The sequence below is a fragment of the Rhizobium sp. Rhizsp42 genome (genome assembly GCF_047304155.1).
Taxonomy (GTDB): Bacteria; Pseudomonadota; Alphaproteobacteria; order Rhizobiales; family Rhizobiaceae; genus Rhizobium.
In genome coordinates, this window is record NZ_JBGLYS010000039.1 from 1 (window position 1) to 17,686 (window position 17,686).

15 protein-coding genes and 1 tRNA gene are annotated in these 17,686 nt (G+C 62.5%); 6 read left to right on the top strand and 10 right to left on the bottom strand.

Annotated features, from left to right (window positions below):
- On the bottom strand, positions 1–755 hold a 755-nt coding region (locus tag ACCD05_RS26555), incomplete at its 3' end, for a hypothetical protein (RefSeq protein ID WP_413396498.1).
- Positions 756–939: 184 nt separating this feature from the next.
- On the opposite strand from ACCD05_RS26555, the gene ACCD05_RS26560 reads away from it, so the two are divergent.
- Both ACCD05_RS26560 and ACCD05_RS26565 read left to right on the top strand, forming a co-directional pair.
- Positions 940–1,530, top strand: a complete 591-nt coding sequence (locus ACCD05_RS26560; RefSeq protein WP_111563280.1) for a transglutaminase-like cysteine peptidase — start codon at positions 940–942, stop codon at positions 1,528–1,530.
- A 220-nt stretch (positions 1,531–1,750) separates the two neighbouring features.
- Positions 1,751–2,773: a porin gene (locus tag ACCD05_RS26565; RefSeq protein ID WP_413396500.1), complete on the top strand. Its 1,023-nt coding sequence runs from the start codon at positions 1,751–1,753 to the stop codon at positions 2,771–2,773.
- 331 nt (positions 2,774–3,104) lie between these two features.
- Here the strand turns inward: ACCD05_RS26565 and ACCD05_RS26570 are convergent.
- The 4 genes from ACCD05_RS26570 to ACCD05_RS26585 form a co-directional block, all read right to left on the bottom strand.
- Positions 3,105–3,181 (bottom strand) — tRNA-Met (locus ACCD05_RS26570).
- Between the two features lie 112 nt (positions 3,182–3,293).
- Positions 3,294–4,493: a tRNA 2-thiouridine(34) synthase MnmA gene (gene mnmA, locus ACCD05_RS26575; protein ID WP_047509300.1), complete on the bottom strand. Its 1,200-nt coding sequence runs from the start codon at positions 4,491–4,493 to the stop codon at positions 3,294–3,296.
- Between the two features lie 415 nt (positions 4,494–4,908).
- Positions 4,909–6,993, bottom strand: a complete 2,085-nt coding sequence (locus ACCD05_RS26580; protein ID WP_413396502.1) for a putative bifunctional diguanylate cyclase/phosphodiesterase — start codon at positions 6,991–6,993, stop codon at positions 4,909–4,911.
- Positions 6,994–7,180: 187 nt separating this feature from the next.
- Positions 7,181–7,603: a MerR family transcriptional regulator gene (locus ACCD05_RS26585; protein WP_047509304.1), complete on the bottom strand. Its 423-nt coding sequence runs from the start codon at positions 7,601–7,603 to the stop codon at positions 7,181–7,183.
- An 83-nt stretch (positions 7,604–7,686) separates the two neighbouring features.
- Between ACCD05_RS26585 and ACCD05_RS26590 the strand changes: the two genes are divergently transcribed.
- The 3 genes from ACCD05_RS26590 to ACCD05_RS26600 all read left to right on the top strand — a co-directional run bounded on the left by ACCD05_RS26590 (position 7,687) and on the right by ACCD05_RS26600 (position 11,344).
- Complete coding sequence (locus ACCD05_RS26590) at positions 7,687–9,993, top strand: heavy metal translocating P-type ATPase (protein ID WP_413396505.1); 2,307 nt, start codon at positions 7,687–7,689, stop codon at positions 9,991–9,993.
- A gap of 212 nt (positions 9,994–10,205) precedes the next feature.
- The gene (locus ACCD05_RS26595; RefSeq protein WP_413396507.1) at positions 10,206–10,853 is read left to right on the top strand and encodes a hypothetical protein; all 648 of its coding nucleotides are present in this window, start codon (positions 10,206–10,208) and stop codon (positions 10,851–10,853) included.
- Between the two features lie 161 nt (positions 10,854–11,014).
- Complete coding sequence (locus tag ACCD05_RS26600) at positions 11,015–11,344, top strand: hypothetical protein (protein WP_413396509.1); 330 nt, start codon at positions 11,015–11,017, stop codon at positions 11,342–11,344.
- 70 nt (positions 11,345–11,414) lie between these two features.
- Here the strand turns inward: ACCD05_RS26600 and ACCD05_RS26605 are convergent, their stop codons facing one another.
- The 4 genes from ACCD05_RS26605 to ACCD05_RS26620 form a co-directional block, all read right to left on the bottom strand.
- Positions 11,415–11,573: a hypothetical protein gene (locus ACCD05_RS26605; RefSeq protein ID WP_047509310.1), complete on the bottom strand. Its 159-nt coding sequence runs from the start codon at positions 11,571–11,573 to the stop codon at positions 11,415–11,417.
- 152 nt (positions 11,574–11,725) lie between these two features.
- The gene (serA, locus tag ACCD05_RS26610; protein WP_209191552.1) at positions 11,726–13,321 is read right to left on the bottom strand and encodes a phosphoglycerate dehydrogenase; all 1,596 of its coding nucleotides are present in this window, start codon (positions 13,319–13,321) and stop codon (positions 11,726–11,728) included.
- A gap of 86 nt (positions 13,322–13,407) precedes the next feature.
- Positions 13,408–14,589, bottom strand: a complete 1,182-nt coding sequence (locus tag ACCD05_RS26615) for a phosphoserine transaminase (RefSeq protein WP_112980013.1) — start codon at positions 14,587–14,589, stop codon at positions 13,408–13,410.
- Positions 14,590–14,796: 207 nt separating this feature from the next.
- A complete protein-coding gene (locus tag ACCD05_RS26620) occupies positions 14,797–15,630 on the bottom strand; it encodes an outer membrane protein (protein ID WP_413396512.1) in 834 nt (277 codons plus the stop codon).
- Between the two features lie 376 nt (positions 15,631–16,006).
- On the opposite strand from ACCD05_RS26620, the gene ACCD05_RS26625 reads away from it, so the two are divergent.
- Positions 16,007–16,210: a hypothetical protein gene (locus ACCD05_RS26625; RefSeq protein WP_289729836.1), complete on the top strand. Its 204-nt coding sequence runs from the start codon at positions 16,007–16,009 to the stop codon at positions 16,208–16,210.
- A 77-nt stretch (positions 16,211–16,287) separates the two neighbouring features.
- On the opposite strand, the gene glmM is transcribed toward ACCD05_RS26625, so the two are convergent.
- Positions 16,288–17,640, bottom strand: coding sequence for a phosphoglucosamine mutase (glmM, locus tag ACCD05_RS26630; RefSeq protein ID WP_111563291.1), 1,353 nt, complete (start codon positions 17,638–17,640; stop codon positions 16,288–16,290).
- Between the last annotated feature and the right edge of the window lie 46 nt (positions 17,641–17,686).

The window sequence follows — 17,686 nt, forward strand, 5'->3', positions numbered from 1 at the left end:
TTACCGGCTTTGCCGCCGTTACCGCCGTCACCGCCCCACCAGCTGCCGGCGTTGCCGCCGCGACCGCCGTTACCGGCTTTGCCGCCGTTACCGCCGTCACCGCCCCACCAGCTGCCGGCGTTGCCGCCGCCGCCGCCGTTACCACCGTTGCCGCCATCGCCGCCTCGGTTGTTGCCGCCGTTGCCGCCGTTTCCGGCATTGCCGCCGTTGCCGCCCTTGCCGCCATGGTAGCTGCCGCCGTTTCCGCCGCCGCCGCCATTGCCGCCATTGCCACCGTTGCCGCCGTAGTTGTCGCCGCCATTGCCGCCGTTGCCGGCATTGCCGCCGCTACCACCGCCGCCACCGCCATTGCCGTGGCCATGTCCGTGGCCATTACCATTGCCGGGGTCGTTCCAACCACCGCCATTGTTGTTGCCGCCATGATGGCGGCCACGATGACGGCCGCGACCGTTGCCGTCATCCTCGCCGCCAGGATCACTGATTACGGTGATCGGGTCGGCGCTTGCGCTACTGCTACCGCCGCCGCCACCACCATTGCTGGAAGACCCGTTGTTCCCGTTCCGGCCACGGTCATGGTTGGAATCCGTGAAGGGGTTTACGTCAAAAATCGACTGCACCGGGAAGCACAGTCGCTCCTCAATCGATCCCGGCTGCACGCTTCTGCAATCGAGATTGAGCGCCTGGGCGCTCCCTAGGCTCGTTCCTGCCAGCAGAAATCCTACACTGACAGAGAGCTTCAATAGTGTTCTGTTCATTTCGCTCACTCCCATCGTTAACGTGGCGTTAACAGGGAATTTTTATATGAGTGAGCTATAAATTAGAAAGGACAAATAAAAATGAGGAGCGTACTCATTTCGGCTGCAATTGCATTATTTAGTATAAAAGCATCATCTAATAGTAGATAATCGCGGAACCACCGAGTAACACAAGGAGCTTTATATGCGGAGAATTGCGGCCATTCTAAGTTTTGTTATGAGTATTCCTTTAATTTCTAGTCAGAGTTTTGCAGGATCTGAAATTCCCGCCAGCCGTTCTATCTCTCCACCTGTAGGCTTCGGCGCAGCCTGTGCCAAATATGGATGGGTATGCCATGGAAAGGGCGGCGTCGACATTGGCGACAAGGAAGCGCTGCGGGCGCTTCAGGAGGTCAACCGCTTCGTAAACTCGAAGGTGAAGCCCACCGAGGACCGCATCGCGAAGGGCCGTCGTTCGGACAACTGGACGCTGCCCGTCAACAACAAGGGCGACTGCGAGGACTACGCGCTCCTGAAGATGAAGACCCTGCTGGACATCGGCTTTCCGACCAGCAAGCTGGCGCTTTCGGTGGTCCTCGATCGCAGCGGCGAAAACCACCTCGTGCTGATCGCCCGCCTGAAGTCCGGCGATTACGTGCTCGACAATCTCGCCTACAACGTCAAGCCATGGCAGCGCACGGGCTACACCTTCCTCGCCAGCCAGAACTTCAACAGCAAGGCCAATTGGCAGGTGACCCTGGCAGGGCCTCGAGCCAGCCAGTTCATCAAGGGCTGAAAGGGTTTTATCGGCGCAATCGACCATTGAAGGCCGCGCATTGCGGCCTTCACAACCGGCGCTGGAATCTCTCGCCTTGCTGGTACAATTCAATATGTGGCGAATGAGATACACGTTTTGCAATGCAGCATGAGCGGCCTCACCGCCGCAATGTTGTCATCGGACTGTCATCGGCCATCCAGTAGGCAAATTCCTATCAACCACGATAGGAACGCCCCCTATGACTATCCGTACCATCCTCCTTGGCTCCGCCGCCGCCATGAGCATTATGTCGACAGCGCAGGCCGCCGACGCCATCGTCGCGGCCGAACCTGAAGCCGTCGAATACGTCCGCGTCTGCGACGCTTACGGCACCGGCTACTTCTACATCCCCGGCACCGAGACCTGTCTTTCGGTCGGCGGTTATGTCCGCGTCGAGGAACGCTTCGGCCGCAACGTCTCCGGTACGTCCGACTGGAACTCCTGGACCCGTGGCCAGGTCACCCTGAGCTCCAAGAGCGAGACCGAATACGGCACGCTGACCGGCGTCATCACGCTGCGCACCAACGCCGAAAACGCCACCAACCAGACCGCCCTTCTGCAGGAAGGCTATATCGACCTCGCCGGCTTCCGCGTCGGCATGCAGTATTCCTGGTGGGATAACGACCGCAGCATCGGCACCGGTGAAACCGACGTGATCTCGAGCAACCAGACGATCCACAACTCGGTTCGCTACATGTACGAGACGCCGAACTTCAGCGCCGGCGTGTCGGTCGACGAACTGGAAGAACGCTATCGCACCAAGGCGGGCGAAGGCCCGAACAATGTCGGCGTCACCGGCCAGCTCTTCGGCAAGGCCGGCGCCGTCAGCGGCTACCTGCTTGCCGGTTACGACACCGACACCGAGGAAGTGGCGCTGCGCGGCATCCTCTTTGCCGACGTCGGCCCAGGCCAGCTCGGCCTCTACGGCCTGTGGGCCAGCGGCGCCAACTACTATTACGAGGAGTCCGAGTGGGCGCTCGGCGCGCAATACGTCTACAAGGCCACCGACAAGCTCACGATCATCCCCGGCTACCAGTATTTCAGCAAGATCTCGCTGGATTCCAACGGCGAATTCACCGGCGGCGATGCATGGCGCGCCGGCGTGACGGTCGACTACAAGATCGCCAAAAACCTGCTCACCAAGCTCAGCGTTCAGTATTACGACCCTGACAACGCGCCCGAGCAGGTCCAGGGCTTCCTGCGCTTCCAGCGCACCTTCTAAACAAACGCAAAAAGACATGGGCCGCGCTTCGGCGCGGCTCGCTCTTCTTCTGTCTTGAGTGCTGGGCCTGCCAATCCGTGCGGAAAGTTGCATGGTGGCCACGCAATAGCCGGCTTACGAAGGAGAAAAGGCGAGGAAGTGTTTTTTTGGTGGCGGAACAATGCGATCCGACCTATCGTTTCCCCTAGGCAATGGAGGTTGCCGAAGGAGGAAAACATGAACGATAGCGTTTTTGGCTTTCTGGTCGCCGCGGAAATGTCCGCACTGTTTTGGGCTGGTGTATTCCTGGTGGCCGGCACATTGTCTTAAGACGTTGTTATTGCCGGAAGAATGGTAGCGGGGGGCGGAATTGAACCGCCGACCTCAGGGTTATGAATCCTGCGCTCTCACCAACTGAGCTACCCAGCCAAACCACCTAACGATGCCGTTTGCGATGCGCCCGGCTCGTTGAATGAGCGGCTTATAAGGCGGCCTTCACGGTCATGTCAAGCACATGATCGAGAAAATCACCGGGCTTTTGTCACGCCGCCACGGCACCTTCAAGAAGCGCCTTCAGCGATGCTTCCGCCGCAGGCTCGCGCTCCGAGCGCTCGATGAAACCACCACCATAGACACGCGCATTGTCGCCCGGCGCCGAATAAAGCGCGCAGGCCTGACCAGGCGCCACACCCGCCTCGCCCACCGCGAGATCCACATAGATGCCGGTGTGATCGGCATGCAGCACGGCCGGCGTCGGCATGCGCGTCGAGCGCACCTTGGCGAAGCAGGCAAAGCCCTCGCCCGCAGCCGCCTGCGCAAGCTCCTCGTCCCCAAGCCAGTTCACGTCGCGCAGATAGACGCGGTGCGTCTCCAGCGCTTCCTTGGGGCCGACTATGACGCGCCGCGAGCGGGCGTCGAGGTAGACGACGTAGAGCGGCTCGCCGGTGGCAACGCCGATGCCGCGCCGCTGGCCGATCGTGTAATGCAGAATGCCCTCATGCTGGCCGAGCACCCGGCCGTCGAGATGCACGATCTCGCCCGCCAGCGCCGCGTTCGGCTTCAGCTTGTTGATGATATCGGTGTACTTGCCCTGCGGCACGAAACAGATGTCCTGGCTGTCTGCCTTCTTGGCGACGACGAGGCCCATCTCTTCGGCAAGCTTGCGGGTCTCGGCCTTCGGCAGTCCGCCGAGCGGGAAGCGCAGATAGTCGATCTGCTCCTGCGTGGTGGCAAACAGGAAATAGCTCTGGTCGCGATCGGCATCGGCCGGGCGGTAGAGCGCGCGACGGCCGGGATTGCCGGGCGCCGGGTTGGCGCCGGAACGGATATAATGGCCGGTCGCCAGAGCATCGGCGCCGAGCTCGCGCGCGGTTTCCAGGAGATCGGCGAACTTGACCGTCTGATTGCAAGACACGCAGGGGATCGGCGTCTCGCCGGCGACATAGCTTTCCATGAACGGATTGATGACGGTGTCGCGGAAGCGCTTTTCATAATCCAGCACATAATGCGGAATGCCGAGCGTCTCGCAGACCCGGCGCGCATCGTCGATATCCTGGCCCGCGCAGCACGAGCCGGCACGATGCACGGCGGCGCCATGATCGTAGAGCTGCAGCGTGATGCCGAGCACATCATAGCCCTGCCGCTTCAAAATGCCGGCCACGACCGAGCTGTCGACGCCGCCAGACATGGCCACGACAACGCGCGTATCTTCCGGCCTCTTGTCAAAATCCAGTGTGTTCACGGGGGTGCTGCCAATTCAAAAGGGTATCTCGATCCGCCCTATCCTACAGAATTTTGGCGGATTTGCATCGCGACCAACGGGATCGACCGCCGGCTCTTGTCTGGCGGTGGATATAGAAAGGATTGGGGGCGCGTGCAAGGGGCGGTGATTTTGGGGAGGGAGGCTGCGGTGCTTTCGCGTTCGGCCCCTTGGTCTCATGGCTGTTGTGCCGTGAGATACCCCCCTCTGCCCTGCCGGGCATCTCCCCCACAGGTGGGGAGATCGACTCGTGGTTGGGTTTACGCCAACCAGTGAAGGTGGAGCGAGCGGCTACGCCCAGCCGATCTCCCCCCTTGTGGGGGAGATGTCCGGCAGGACAGAGGGGGGTATCACACGGTACACCCTCCCCAAAACCACACCGAACTCCCCAACGCCATCAAGCCGCCGTCGAAGCCACCACGCCCCCGCCCGCAATCAACCGCTCCGCTTCCGCAAGCGGCATCGGCTTGCCCAGCAAATACCCCTGAACCTCATGAAACCCCTCCTGGCGCAATCGCAGCAGCTGCGCCTCGGTCTCGATCCCTTCGGCCAGCGTCGTCGCGTTGAAGCCGGAGCCGATGCCGACAACGGCGCGCACAATCGCCAGATTGCCGGGGTCGGTGTCGATGCCGGCGATGAAGCTGCGGTCGAGCTTGATCTTGTCGAAGGCAAAGGCGCGCAAATAGCTGAAGGAGGAATAGCCAGTGCCGAAATCGTCGATGGCGATGCGGATGCCGAGTTCCTTCAGTGCCTTCAAGAGCGGCAGGCTCTGGCCGACATCGGCGAGGAAGACCGATTCCGTGATCTCGATTTCCAGCCGCTCCGGCCGCAAGCCGCTCTCGTCGAGCGCCGAGACGACGCTCGCAAGCAGGCTGTTGTGGCGAAACTGGCTGACCGAGAGATTGACGGCCACCTTCAGGTTCGAGGGCCAGCGCGCCGCCGTCCGGCAGGCCTCGCGCAGCACCCATTCGCCGATCGCAACGATCAGCCCGGTCTCTTCCGCAACGGGAATGAACTCCATCGGCGGCACCAGCCCGCGCTCCGGATGGTTCCAGCGGATCAGCGCCTCGAAGCCGCCGAGACCGTCATTTTCCAGCTGCACGATCGGCTGGTAGTAAAGCTCGAACTGGTTGTTCTGCAGCGCCTCGCGCAGTTCCACCGTCAGCATGTGCCGGCGCTCGGCCTCAAGCCGCATCGAGGGCTCGTAGAAGCGATAGGTCGAGCGGCCGCTTTCCTTGGCGGCATAGAGCGCGAGGTCGGCATGGCGCATCAGCACGTCGTCGTCTTCGGCATGATCGGGCGCCAGCGCGATGCCGATGCTGCAGGTGACATGCTCGTTGACGCCATCGAGATCGAAGGGCGAGGAGAGCGACGCAAGCAGCTGCTCGGCGAAACGCTCGATGCAGCCGGCCTCCCGGAAGCCGACCACCAGCGCGAACTCGTCGCCACCAAGACGCGCCACCAGATCGCCCTGGTCGGCAAGACCGGTCAGCCGCGCGGCCACCTGACAGAGCAGCGCATCGCCGGCCGCATGACCCTTGCTGTCGTTGATATGCTTGAAGTGATCGACATCGAGATAAAGCAGCGCCACCGGCTTGTCGGCGGTGGCAAGCGAAGAGACGCGCTTGATGTGCTCGGCAAAGAAGGCGCGGTTCGGCAGGCCGGTCAGAACGTCGTGCATGGCCATATAGGCCAGCCGCGCCTCGACGGAGCGCTCCTCGGTTACATCCTGCGAGATGCCGAGCAGGTAGCGCGGGGCGCTGCCATCGGGAGACGGCAGGGCGCGCTTGACGGTTCTCAAAATCCGCTGCTGGCCGTCGCTGCGTTGCATCGTCTCTTCGAAGCTGATCGCCGCGGGCGCCGCGAAGGCGCGGGCATCCTGCTCGCGAAACGCCGCTGCCTGCTCGTCGTTGAAGAAGATATGGTCGCTGCGGCCGACCACGTCGAGAGAATGACGACCGATGATGTCGCCGCAGGCTTCGTTGAAGAGGATATAGAGACCATCCGCATCCATATCCTTGACGAACACACCGACCGGCAGATTGTCGACGATGCTATCAAGCAGAGAGCGCGTGTCGCTCACCTCGCGATGCGCGGCATTGACCTCCGTGCGGTCCTGCACGATGGCAAGGATCGCATCGCGGCCGTTGAAACGCACGCCGCGCCCGTAGGTCATCACCTCGAGCATGGTGCCATCGGCCTTCAGATGCGTCCAGCGCCCGGCCCGTTCCATGTCGGAGCGCGCGTGCACGGCGGTGATCATCCGCTGGCGCTCCTGGGCGGGGCGAATGTCGAGCACGGTCATGCCTGAATAGGCTTCCCGCGAATAACCATAGAGATCGACAGCGGCGTTGTTGACGATCAGGAAACGCAACGTATCGGGGTCGTAGACCCACATCGGCGACGGATGGGTTGCGAAGAGAGACTGGAAATCATCATTGGGAGTATCGGTCGAAACGAATGCTCTCTGAATACCTGTCATCGGCAATATCACATGAATTTGATGGCTGATCCTGTCAGTTATAGTGAAAAAAGCTAAATAAAATCAGAATCATAGTTCGCACAAACTTTAGGCGAACCGCCTTCGCGCTGTGCAGCGCTAACCGCCTGTTATGAGGTTTCGCGGCTTTTCTTCACACACTGGAAAGGTCTGCACAAAGATCGACCAACTAGTGATGGCTATGCGCGCACTGCCCGTGATCGGCCAGAACCTCGATCACCCGGCACTGATCGACCCGCCCGTGCCCACAACCGGCGACCATCGCCTCCAGCTCCACCTTCAGCGCCATCAGGCTGCGGATGCGCTGCTCGACGTCGATAAGCCGCGCCTTGGCGATCGCATCGGCCGAGGCGCAGGACTGGTTCGGATCGTCCTGCAGCGTGAGAAGCGTGCGGATCGCATCGACCTCGAAGCCCAGTTCGCGGGCATGGCGGATGAACACGAGGCGGCTGATATCGGCGGGCTCGTAGGAGCGCTGGTTGCCCTCGCTGCGACTTGGCGCGCTCAACAGGCCGATGCCTTCGTAATATCGGATGGTCGGCACCTTCACGCCGCTCTGGCGCGATGCCTCGCCGATGGTGATCTTTTTCATCATTTCCCCCTTGCACCTCTAGTCGCTAGAGGATGTAGGAAGGATGCTCGTCAATGACAAGGAAGCCCAAAAGGAAGCCGATGATGAGCGACAGGATCGAGAAGCGCTACAGGGTCGAAGGCATGGATTGCGCCAGCTGCGCGGCCAAGATCGATACCGCCGTGCGCCGCGTCTCCGGCGTCGAGGACGTCTCGGTGTCGGTAACCGCAGGCACCATGACCGTGCGCCACGACGGCAGCAGCGACCTTGCCGCGATCGAAAAGAAGGTGACCGGCCTCGGCTACGGCCTGCGCCCCTTCGCGACCACCGAGGCACCCCGCCCGAGCAGCCAAAGCGCCGAACATGTGCACGGACCGGACTGCGGCCATGATCACGAACACAGCCACGCGCGGGACCACGCGCATAACGACCACGATCATGATCATGATCACCATGACCACGCACACGATCATGCTCACGACAGCCAAGGCGCACCCGCCGAAATCGAAGGCCTGCATGGTCATGACCACGCGCCCATGTCCGGCCCATGGTGGCAGAGCCGCAAGGGGCGTTTGGCGATCCTCTCGGGCGCCGCCCTCGTCGTCGCCTATATCGTCGGCCATCTCGTCCCCTCGATCGCGCCTTATGCCTTCATCGCCGCCATGCTTGTCGGTCTTGTCCCGATCGCCCGCCGCGCCGTCATGGCGGCGCTGTCGGGCACGCCCTTCTCGATCGAGATGCTGATGACCATCGCCGCCGTCGGCGCGGTCATCATCCATGCCGGCGAGGAAGCCGCGACCGTGGTCTTCCTTTTCCTGGTCGGCGAATTGCTGGAAGGTGTGGCGGCAGGCAAGGCGCGCGCCAGCATCCAGTCGCTGACGACGCTGGTGCCGAAGAGCGCCCTTCTCGAAGAGGGCGGTGCAACCCGCGAGGTTCCGGCCGAAACGCTTGCCGTCGGCTCCACCATCCTCGTGCGCCCCGGCGACCGCATCTCCGCCGACGGCATCATCCTCTCCGGCGAGAGCGCGATCGACGAGGCCCCGGTGACAGGCGAAAGCACGCCGGTGCGCAAGGGCGAAGGCGACGTGGTCTTCGCGGGAACGGTCAATGGCGACGCGGCGCTGCGCGTCAAGGTCACCGCCGCCGCCGCCGACAACACCATCGCCCGCGTCGTGCGGCTCGTGGAGGAAGCGCAAGAGAAGAAGGCGCCGACCGAGCGCTTCATCGACCGCTTCTCACGCTATTACACACCTGGTGTCGTCGTCGTCGCCGCCCTCGTCGCCATCCTGCCGCCGCTGGTCGCTGGCGGCGCATGGGACGAGTGGATCTACAAGGGCCTTGCGATCCTGCTCATTGGCTGCCCCTGCGCGCTTGTCATCTCCACGCCCGCCGCCATCGCCGCCTCGCTGTCCTCAGGCGCGCGGCGCGGATTGCTGCTCAAGGGAGGCGCGGTATTGGAGACGCTGGGCAAGATCAACGCGGTGGCGCTCGACAAGACTGGTACGCTGACGGAGGGCAAACCTGTTGTCACCGACATATTGAGCTTCGGAAAGCCGGAGGCCGAGGTGCTGACCTATGCCGCGGCGCTCGAGACCGGCTCCAGCCACCCGCTGGCGCTCGCCATTCTCGGCAGGGCCGCGCGCGACGCCATCGCCATCCCGCAGGCAACCGACGCCAAGGCGCTCGGCGGCAAGGGTGTGACCGCGACCGTCGCCGGCCTTCAGGTCCTCCTCGGCTCCCCTAAGGCGGCTGCCGAACGCGTAGCTTTGTCGGACGAGCAGCAGGCGCGCATCACGGGGCTGAACGACGAAGGCAAGACCGTCTCCGTGCTTGTCGTCGGCGATCAACTGGCCGGCGCCATCGCCATGCGCGACGAGCCGCGCGACGACGCCAAGTCGGGCCTCAAGGCGCTGACCGACGCAGGCGTCAGGATCGTCATGCTGACCGGCGACAACGCCCGCACAGCAAACGCCATCGGCAAGGAGCTCGGCATCGAGGTCCGCGCCGAGCTGATGCCGGAGGACAAGCAGCGCATCGTCGGCGAGCTGCAGAAGAGCGGACTGAAGGTCGCCAAGGTCGGCGACGGCATCAACGACGCGCCGGCGCTGGCCGCGGCCGATGTCGGCATCGCCATGGGCGGCGGCACGGATGTTGCGCTGGAGACGGCGGACGCCGCGATCCTGCACGGCCGCGTCTCCGACGTCGCCGCCATGATCGCGCTGTCGAAGCGCACCATGCGCAACATCGGCGAAAACATCTCGATCGCGCTCGGTCTGAAGGCCGTTTTCCTGGTCACCACCATCGCCGGCATCACCGGCCTCTGGCCCGCCATCCTCGCCGACACAGGCGCCACGGTGCTGGTGACGATCAACGCTTTGCGATTGCTGCGGCCGATTTCGTCAAAGGCTTAAGACTGTGTTAACAGCACGCGTGGCGCGCGATTTCCCTTGAATTTTGAGGGGTGAAGCGCGCCGCCCTCCGCAGGGCGTGCATTCTTCAATCTATTCAACTAGATGCAAAATTAGATCATTAAACATTTCTTAAAAAGCGACGGCTGTTTGAGAGGTTTTCGCAAGGGGTTGCCTCTATCCGGCGCGAGTCATTCAATTTGCAAGGCTCGCATATGTTCCTAGACGGCGTATTCCATCCCAACCAATCCTCCGGGGGATCCAGCTCCACCACAAGCCCATCGCAAGGCGCACCGGAGACAACGGCATCCCCCGAGCAATCGGCCTCCCCTTCCCCGGCAAGCGAAGAGCCCGTCAGCTATCCGCCCGAGGAAACCGACGACCAGACCTACACCGCTGAGCCGCAGACAGAGCCCCAGACCGAACCCGAGCCCGAACCTCAGGCACCGGCTGCCGACGATACGCAGCAGGCCATGCCAACACATCAGGCAAGCGAGCCGGCGACGTCAGGCCAGGCCAGCGAGCCGGCCGAGCAACCGGCATCGGAAAGCCAGCCGGCTTCCGGTACCGGCGCGACAAGCGGCACGGCCCCCGTTGCAACACCTCCGACGCACATTGCAGGCGCCTCAGCCTCGAAGGCATCGACGACATCGGCGAGCGCCGCCGGTAAGGGCGACGATATCGACCTGACTGATCTCGTACGCCAGCAGGCGCAGCAGACGAGCGAATCCCAGCGGCTCCGGTCGATGTTCGCGAACGGCTCGACCGGCGCGGCGTCGCCATTCCTGTCGCTCTTCGGCGTCGAGGCCGGCAGCGAGGAAAGCCGCGTCAACGCCGTCACGCTTCTCTACCAGCAGTTTTGACGGCGCGCGTCGCGGAACGCCCGCGATCAATATCACAAAGCCCGGCGCAGCCTCCCGCGCCGGGCTTTCGCGTTTCGTAAGCCGCAACCGGAAAGTGGCGCCTGCCACATTCTGGAACCTATCTCCTCCTCGCGCGTTTGTGATCGAGGAGGAGAAGCACCATGACCAATGATTTCAATCGTCCGAATGCCGCGAACACCCCACCGCCGAAGAGTTCGTCTAAGACGATGTGGGTTGCAATCGCACTTCTGGTCGTCATCGTCGCCCTGGCGGCAACCTATTGGCCAAGGGGTGCATCCGCTCCCACGGCAAGCGCGCCGAGCGCAACGGCACCCGTGACCGAACCCGCGGCACCGGCAACGCCGCCCGCCTCGCAGGCCACCCCGCCGGCTGCAACGCCACCGGCCGCAGCCCCCGCGACGCCTGCCCCGGCAACCCCCGCACCGGCGACGCCTGCTCCAGCAACGCCGGCTCCCGCGAACCCGCAGTAAAGCCGGTTCGATCTCAGATAACGAAAAGCCCGCCAATTCAGGCGGGCTTTTTTGCATGCGTGACCGATGCTTAGTTCTGGCCGGCCTTCAACACCCGGTGCGTGCTCTCATCGACGGCATTGCCCATCTGGCGGCCATCCTTGGCGAGGCCGTTGGCGGTGTTGGCGCAGGACGACAGCGCCAGCAGCGAGGTGAGCGCGATGGCAACGGCGGCGGCAAATCGTGTCATGGAAATCTCCCTAATGGTCGGCCGGAGCGGCACGCAATCAGGTAGATAGCGCCCGCCGGTCGGCGATCAACGCCGGCGCGAGAGCCCGAAACAGAAAACCCGGCACAGTCGCCTGCGCCGGGTCTCTTCACATCTTCCCTGGGAGGAAAGCCTCAATCAACAGCAAATACGAGCGGCTTGGCCTGTCGGATTGCTGGGTTGGCGGTCAATTTTCCAAGAACGTCGTCGCTGACGGGACCGTCAACGTAGAGCAGCGCGATCGCGTCACCGCCCTGCTCGCCGCGGCCGAGCTGGAAGTTGGCGATGTTGACGCCGGCGGCACCCAGCGTCGTGCCGATGAAGCCGATCATGCCGGGAACGTCGGTGTTGGAGATGTAGACCATGTTCGCGCCGACATCGCCGTCGAGGTTGATGCCCTTGATCTGGATGAAGCGCGGCTTGCCGTCGGAGAAGACAGTGCCGGCGACCGAGCGGGTCTGCTTGTCGGTCTTGACCGTCAGCTTGATGTAGCCGTCGTAAACGCCGGTCTTGTCGCGCTTGACCTCGGAGAGCACGATGCCCTTTTCCTTGATCATGATCGGTGCCGAAACCATGTTGACGTCGGCGACTTGGTTGCGGATGAGGCCGGCGAGCAGAGCCGAGGTCAGAGCCTTGGTGTTCATCGTCGCGGTCGCGCCGTCGAACAGGATCTCGATTTCCTTGATCGGATCTTCCGAGACCTGGCCGACAAAGGCGCCGAGAACGTCGGCGAGCTTGATGAACGGCTTCAGGATCGGCGCTTCTTCAGCGGTGATCGACGGCATGTTGATGGCGTTGGAAACGGCACCCTTGACGAGGTAGTCCGACATCTGCTCGGCAACCTGCAGGGCAACGTTTTCCTGCGCTTCCGTGGTCGATGCGCCCAGGTGCGGCGTGCAGACGACGTTGGGAAGGCCGAACAGCGGGCTTTCCTTGGCGGGCTCGACTTCGAAGACGTCGAAGCCGGCGCCGGCGACGTGGCCGGACTTGATGGCTTCGGCAAGTGCCGCTTCGTCAACCAGACCACCACGGGCGCAGTTGATGATGCGGACGCCGGGCTTGGTCTTGGCAAGGTTTTCCTTGCCGAGAATGCCGCGCGTCTTGTCGGTCATCGGCACGTGCAGGGTGATGAAGTCGGCCTTGGCCAGCAGCTCGTCGAGCTCGACCTTGGTGACGCCCATTTCCTGAGCGCGCTCGACAGAGAGGAAGGGGTCGTAGGCGAGAACATGCATGCCGAGGCCGATGGCCTTCTTGCAGACGATGCCGCCGATATTGCCGGCGCCGATGACGCCGAGCGTCTTGCCGGTGATTTCGACACCCATGAACTTCGACTTTTCCCACTTGCCGGCCTGCGTGGACGAATCCGCTGCAGGCAGCTGGCGGGCAACGGCGAACATCAGTGCGATGGCGTGTTCAGCGGTCGTGATCGAGTTGCCGAACGGCGTGTTCATGACGATGATACCGCGGCGCGAGGCGGCCGGGATATCGACGTTGTCGACGCCGATGCCGGCGCGGCCGATGACCTTGAGGTTGGTCGCGGCGGCGATCAGCTTTTCCGTCGCCTTGGTGGCGGAGCGGATGGCGAGACCGTCGTAATTGCCGATGATTTCGGCGAGCTTGTCCTTGTCCTTGCCGAGCTGCGGCTGGAAATCGACTTCGACGCCGCGATCACGGAAGATCTGGACGGCGGTTTCCGACAGTTCGTCGGATACGAGAACGCGAGGTGCCATTGGGGGCTTCCTTCAAAAAGTTCAACGATGGAATGTAATCGGGATTGCGAGGCTCCGCCTTTTCAGCGGAGCCGGATGCGATCAACTCAGGCAGCAGCCTGGGAAAGCGTTGCCTTCTGGGTCGAAAACGCCCAGGAGAGCCACGGCATCAGCTTCTGCATGTCTGCAGTTTCGATCGTGGCGCCGGCCCAGATGCGCAGGCCCGACGGCGCGTCGCGGTAATGGCCGATGTCGTAGGCGACACCTTCCTTGTCGAGCAGGCTGACGATGCCCTTGGCGAAGTTCGCCTGGCCGTCGGCGTCGAGCGCCAGAACGTCCTTGTCGGTGATCTTCAGGCAGACGGAGGTGTTGGAAGCCGTCTCGGCCTTGACCGAAAGGTTGGCGATCCAGTCATTGGCGGCGACGAAGTCGGCGATAACCTTGGCATTGGCGTCGGCGCGAGCCATCAGGCCCTTCAGGCCGCCGACATCCTTCGACCACAGCAGCGCATCGATATAATCCTCGACGCAGAGCATTGACGGCGTGTTGATGGTTTCGCCGGTGAAGATGCCCTCGATCAGCTTGCCGCCCGAGGTCATGCGGAAGATCTTCGGCAGCGGCCAGGCCGGTGCGTAGGTCGTGAGACGCTCGACGGCGCGCGGCGACAGGATGATGACGCCATGAGCGCCTTCGCCGCCGAGAACTTTCTGCCAGGAGAAGGTGACGACATCGAGCTTGGCGAAATCGAGGTTCTGCGCGAAGGCGGCAGAGGTCGCGTCGCAGATCGTCAGACCCTTGCGGTCGGCGGGAATGAAATCGCCATTCGGAACGCGAACGCCCGAGGTGGTGCCGTTCCAGGTGAAGACGACGTCGCGGTCGAAATCGATGGTCGAAAGGTCAGGCAGTTCGCCGTAACCGGCTTCGATCTTGCGGACGTCCTTCAGCTTCAGCTGCTTGACGACGTCGGTGACCCAACCGGCGCCAAAGCTTTCCCAGGCGACCATGTCGACGCCGCGCTCGCCGAGCAGCGACCAGAGCGCCATTTCGACGGCGCCGGTATCGGAAGCAGGCACGATGCCGATGCGGTAATCCGCCGGCACTTCCAGAACTTCGCGTGTGAGATCAATGGCTTGCTTGAGCTTCGTCTTTCCGATCTTCGCACGATGCGAACGGCCAAGCGGCGCGTCGGAAAGGGCTTCGAGCGACCAACCGGGGCGCTTCGAGCAAGGGCCAGAAGAAAAATGGGTGTTGTTCGGACGGACGTCCGGCTTCGCGGTGGCAGTGGCCATATGTATACCCTTCCAGGTAATTAGCCTCTCGTTGGGGAGAGGTGTCCCGCCGCCGTAGATACAGATGTGGCCAGATATCGTCAACTTACAAATGTCGCGCCCGGAGGATTTTTTGACGCAGGAGCGACGCGGCGGGAAACGAGAAAAGCCGCCCCGAGGGACGGCTTTCCAAGATCTGGAGACAATGTCTCGTTTGAATACAGGCCCTTACTTGTAGACCGGCTGCTGCAGCGGAATTTCCGGGGCCGGCTCGTAGGACGCCGTCTGGCAACCGCCGAACAGGTAGCGAGCGCCGACGCGTGCTTCGTGAACGTTGAAGCCCTTGTCGCGGCCCGGGCCGCCGCCTTCGTTGTAGCCGAACATGTCGCCGCCGTTGACGTGCAGGAAGCGGTAGCCGACGTCGGCCTTGACGTTGCAGGTGACGTCGATCGACGCACCCGCCATCAGACCGTAGCTGAAGCGCCAGCCGCCCTTGCCGCCGTGGATGAAGGTGGGATCGCAACCGAGGCCGCTGCCGCTGGAATCGCAGGACGTGTTGTTGAGGTCCTTCCACTTGACATAGGTGCCGCCGATACCGGCGCCGACGTAAGGCGTGACGTAGCCGTAGGTGCCGAGATCGACATAGGCGTTTGCCATCAGCGACCATGCGGTCAGGGAGGAGAGGTCAGTTGAGGTGCAGGCGCCCGACACACCGCAGGAGCCGCTGGTCGAACCATGGAAGTCGGACTTGCCGAGATAATCGAGCGTCAGGTCGGTGCGGAAGTAGTTGTTGACCTGGTAACCGACACCGCCGCCGATGGTCCAGGCGTCATCGAGATCGGAGCGGTCGAAATCGACTTCGCTGGCATTGCTGCCCTGGAAGTATTTCGCGCCACGCAGGTCGTTGAAGCCGTAGCCGACATCGCCGCGCAGATACCAGCCGGTCGCTTCGGTCACAGTGACCTCGGGAGCGGCGATCGGTTCGGCGGGCATGAGGTCCGCGGCATAAGCATTCGAGGTAATGAGCAATGCGGCGAAGACGCCAGACAAGCTTCTCTTCATGGATCCCACTCCAAGGTTCGACGCCTGGCAGGATCGAGCTCCGCCAGTTGAATACGTTTCGGTAAGGATAATGAAGTGGAAACGTTAAGCGCTGCTTAACTGTAATTGTCAAACATCGCCTTTTACTCAAAGGCACTGGCAAACCACTGATATCGTTCGAATTTTAATACTGAAGCACGCATCAGGTGGACGCGGTCAAAGCCTGCGGAGAGCACCACCCGCGCGTCGCTGCCACGCTAATAAAAAGCGCCCGACTTAACAAAGTTAATAGCGGTTCTGGCCATAAGCGCGTAGGGTGCATCGTCGGTCAGGACTTTAAAGGCAATGACCGCTTGGGAGTTACTAAGCGCTTCCGCCCCTTTATGGAGGTGCGCCCATGTCGAAGCTCAATAGAGCTATTTCGTTCGAAGAAGATTTATCGCCCGTTTTCGAGGCCCTGTCGCTTTGGTGCAGGGAGCAGAAGTTCGGGCCCGACAGCCTTCAGGGCTGTGCAGCCGCATCGAGGCTGCTCGACTTCTTCGAAGACGGTGCCATCACGACACCAGCGCTTCTCGAGCTCATGCGTCGAGACGTGATCTGACAAAATCGCGATGTACAAATAAGAATGCCCAGCCAAAGGCTGGGCATTGGAAGCTTGTGGAAGGTGCCTGACCAGTGTCAGGCGGCCGTGCGCACGCTTGAGATCGTGCCGATCAGGTCGTTGACGATGCGCTCGATCTGGCTGCGATCGTCGCCCTCAGCCATCACGCGGATGAGCGGCTCGGTGCCGGACGGACGGATGACCAGACGGCCGCTCTTGGCAAGCTCGGCTTCGGCATCGGCGATCGCCTGCTGCACATGCAGGTCTTCCAGCGGCTTGCCGCCGGAATAGCGCACGTTGCGCAGCAGCTGCGGCACAGGCTCGAAACGGCGGCAGATTTCGCTGACCGTCTTGCCGGTGCGCTTGACCGCGACCAGGATCTGCAGCGCGGCCACGAGGCCATCGCCGGTCGTGCCGTAATCAGACAGCACGATATGGCCGGACTGCTCGCCGCCAACATTGTAATTGTTGTTGCGCATGTGCTCGACCACATAGCGGTCGCCGACAGCCGTGCGCACCAGGCCAAGCCCCTTGCCCTGCAGGAAGCGCTCCAGCCCGAGATTGGACATGACGGTGGCGACGATGCCATCGCCGCGCAGCTGCTGGCTTTCGGCATAGCTTTCGGCAATGACCGCCATCAGCTGGTCGCCATCGACGATCGCGCCGTTCTCGTCGACGATGATGACGCGGTCGGCGTCGCCATCGAGCGCGATGCCGATATCGGCGCGCACTTCGTCTACCTTCTTCTGCAGAGCCACCGGGCTGGTGGAGCCGCAGTTGAGGTTGATGTTGGTACCATTCGGCTCGTTGCCGATGACAACGACGTCGGCGCCCAGTTCCCAGAGCACGGCCGGTGCCACCTTGTAGGCGGCGCCGTTAGCGCAATCGATGGCGATCCTGAGACCCTGCAGCGTCACGTCGCGCGGCAGCGTGCGCTTGGCATGCTCGATATAGCGGTCATGAACACCATCGACGCGCTTGGCGCGGCCGATATCGTCGGACTTGGCGAGCTGCGCGCTCATGTCCTTCTCAAGCAGATCCTCGATCTGCATTTCCAGATCATCGGAGAGCTTGTAGCCATCGGGACCGAAGAGCTTGATGCCGTTGTCTTCGTAAGGGTTGTGCGAGGCGGAGATCATCACGCCGATATCGGCGCGCAGCGAGCGCGTCAGCATGGCGACGGCAGGCGTCGGGATCGGGCCGAGAACGAAGGCGTCGAGGCCGGCGGCGGTGAAGCCCGCGACCATGGCGTTTTCGAGCATGTAGCCGGAAAGACGGGTGTCCTTGCCGATAACGACCCGGTGGCGGTGGTTGCCGCGGCGGAAGATCGTGCCCGCCGCGATACCGACCCGCATCGCGAGATCCGGCGTCATCGGAAACACATTGGACTGACCGCGAATACCATCAGTGCCGAAATAGCGTCTTTTCATATGCACCCCTGTGCCTTGAGCGCGCGTTACGCTGCGCATCGTCGTG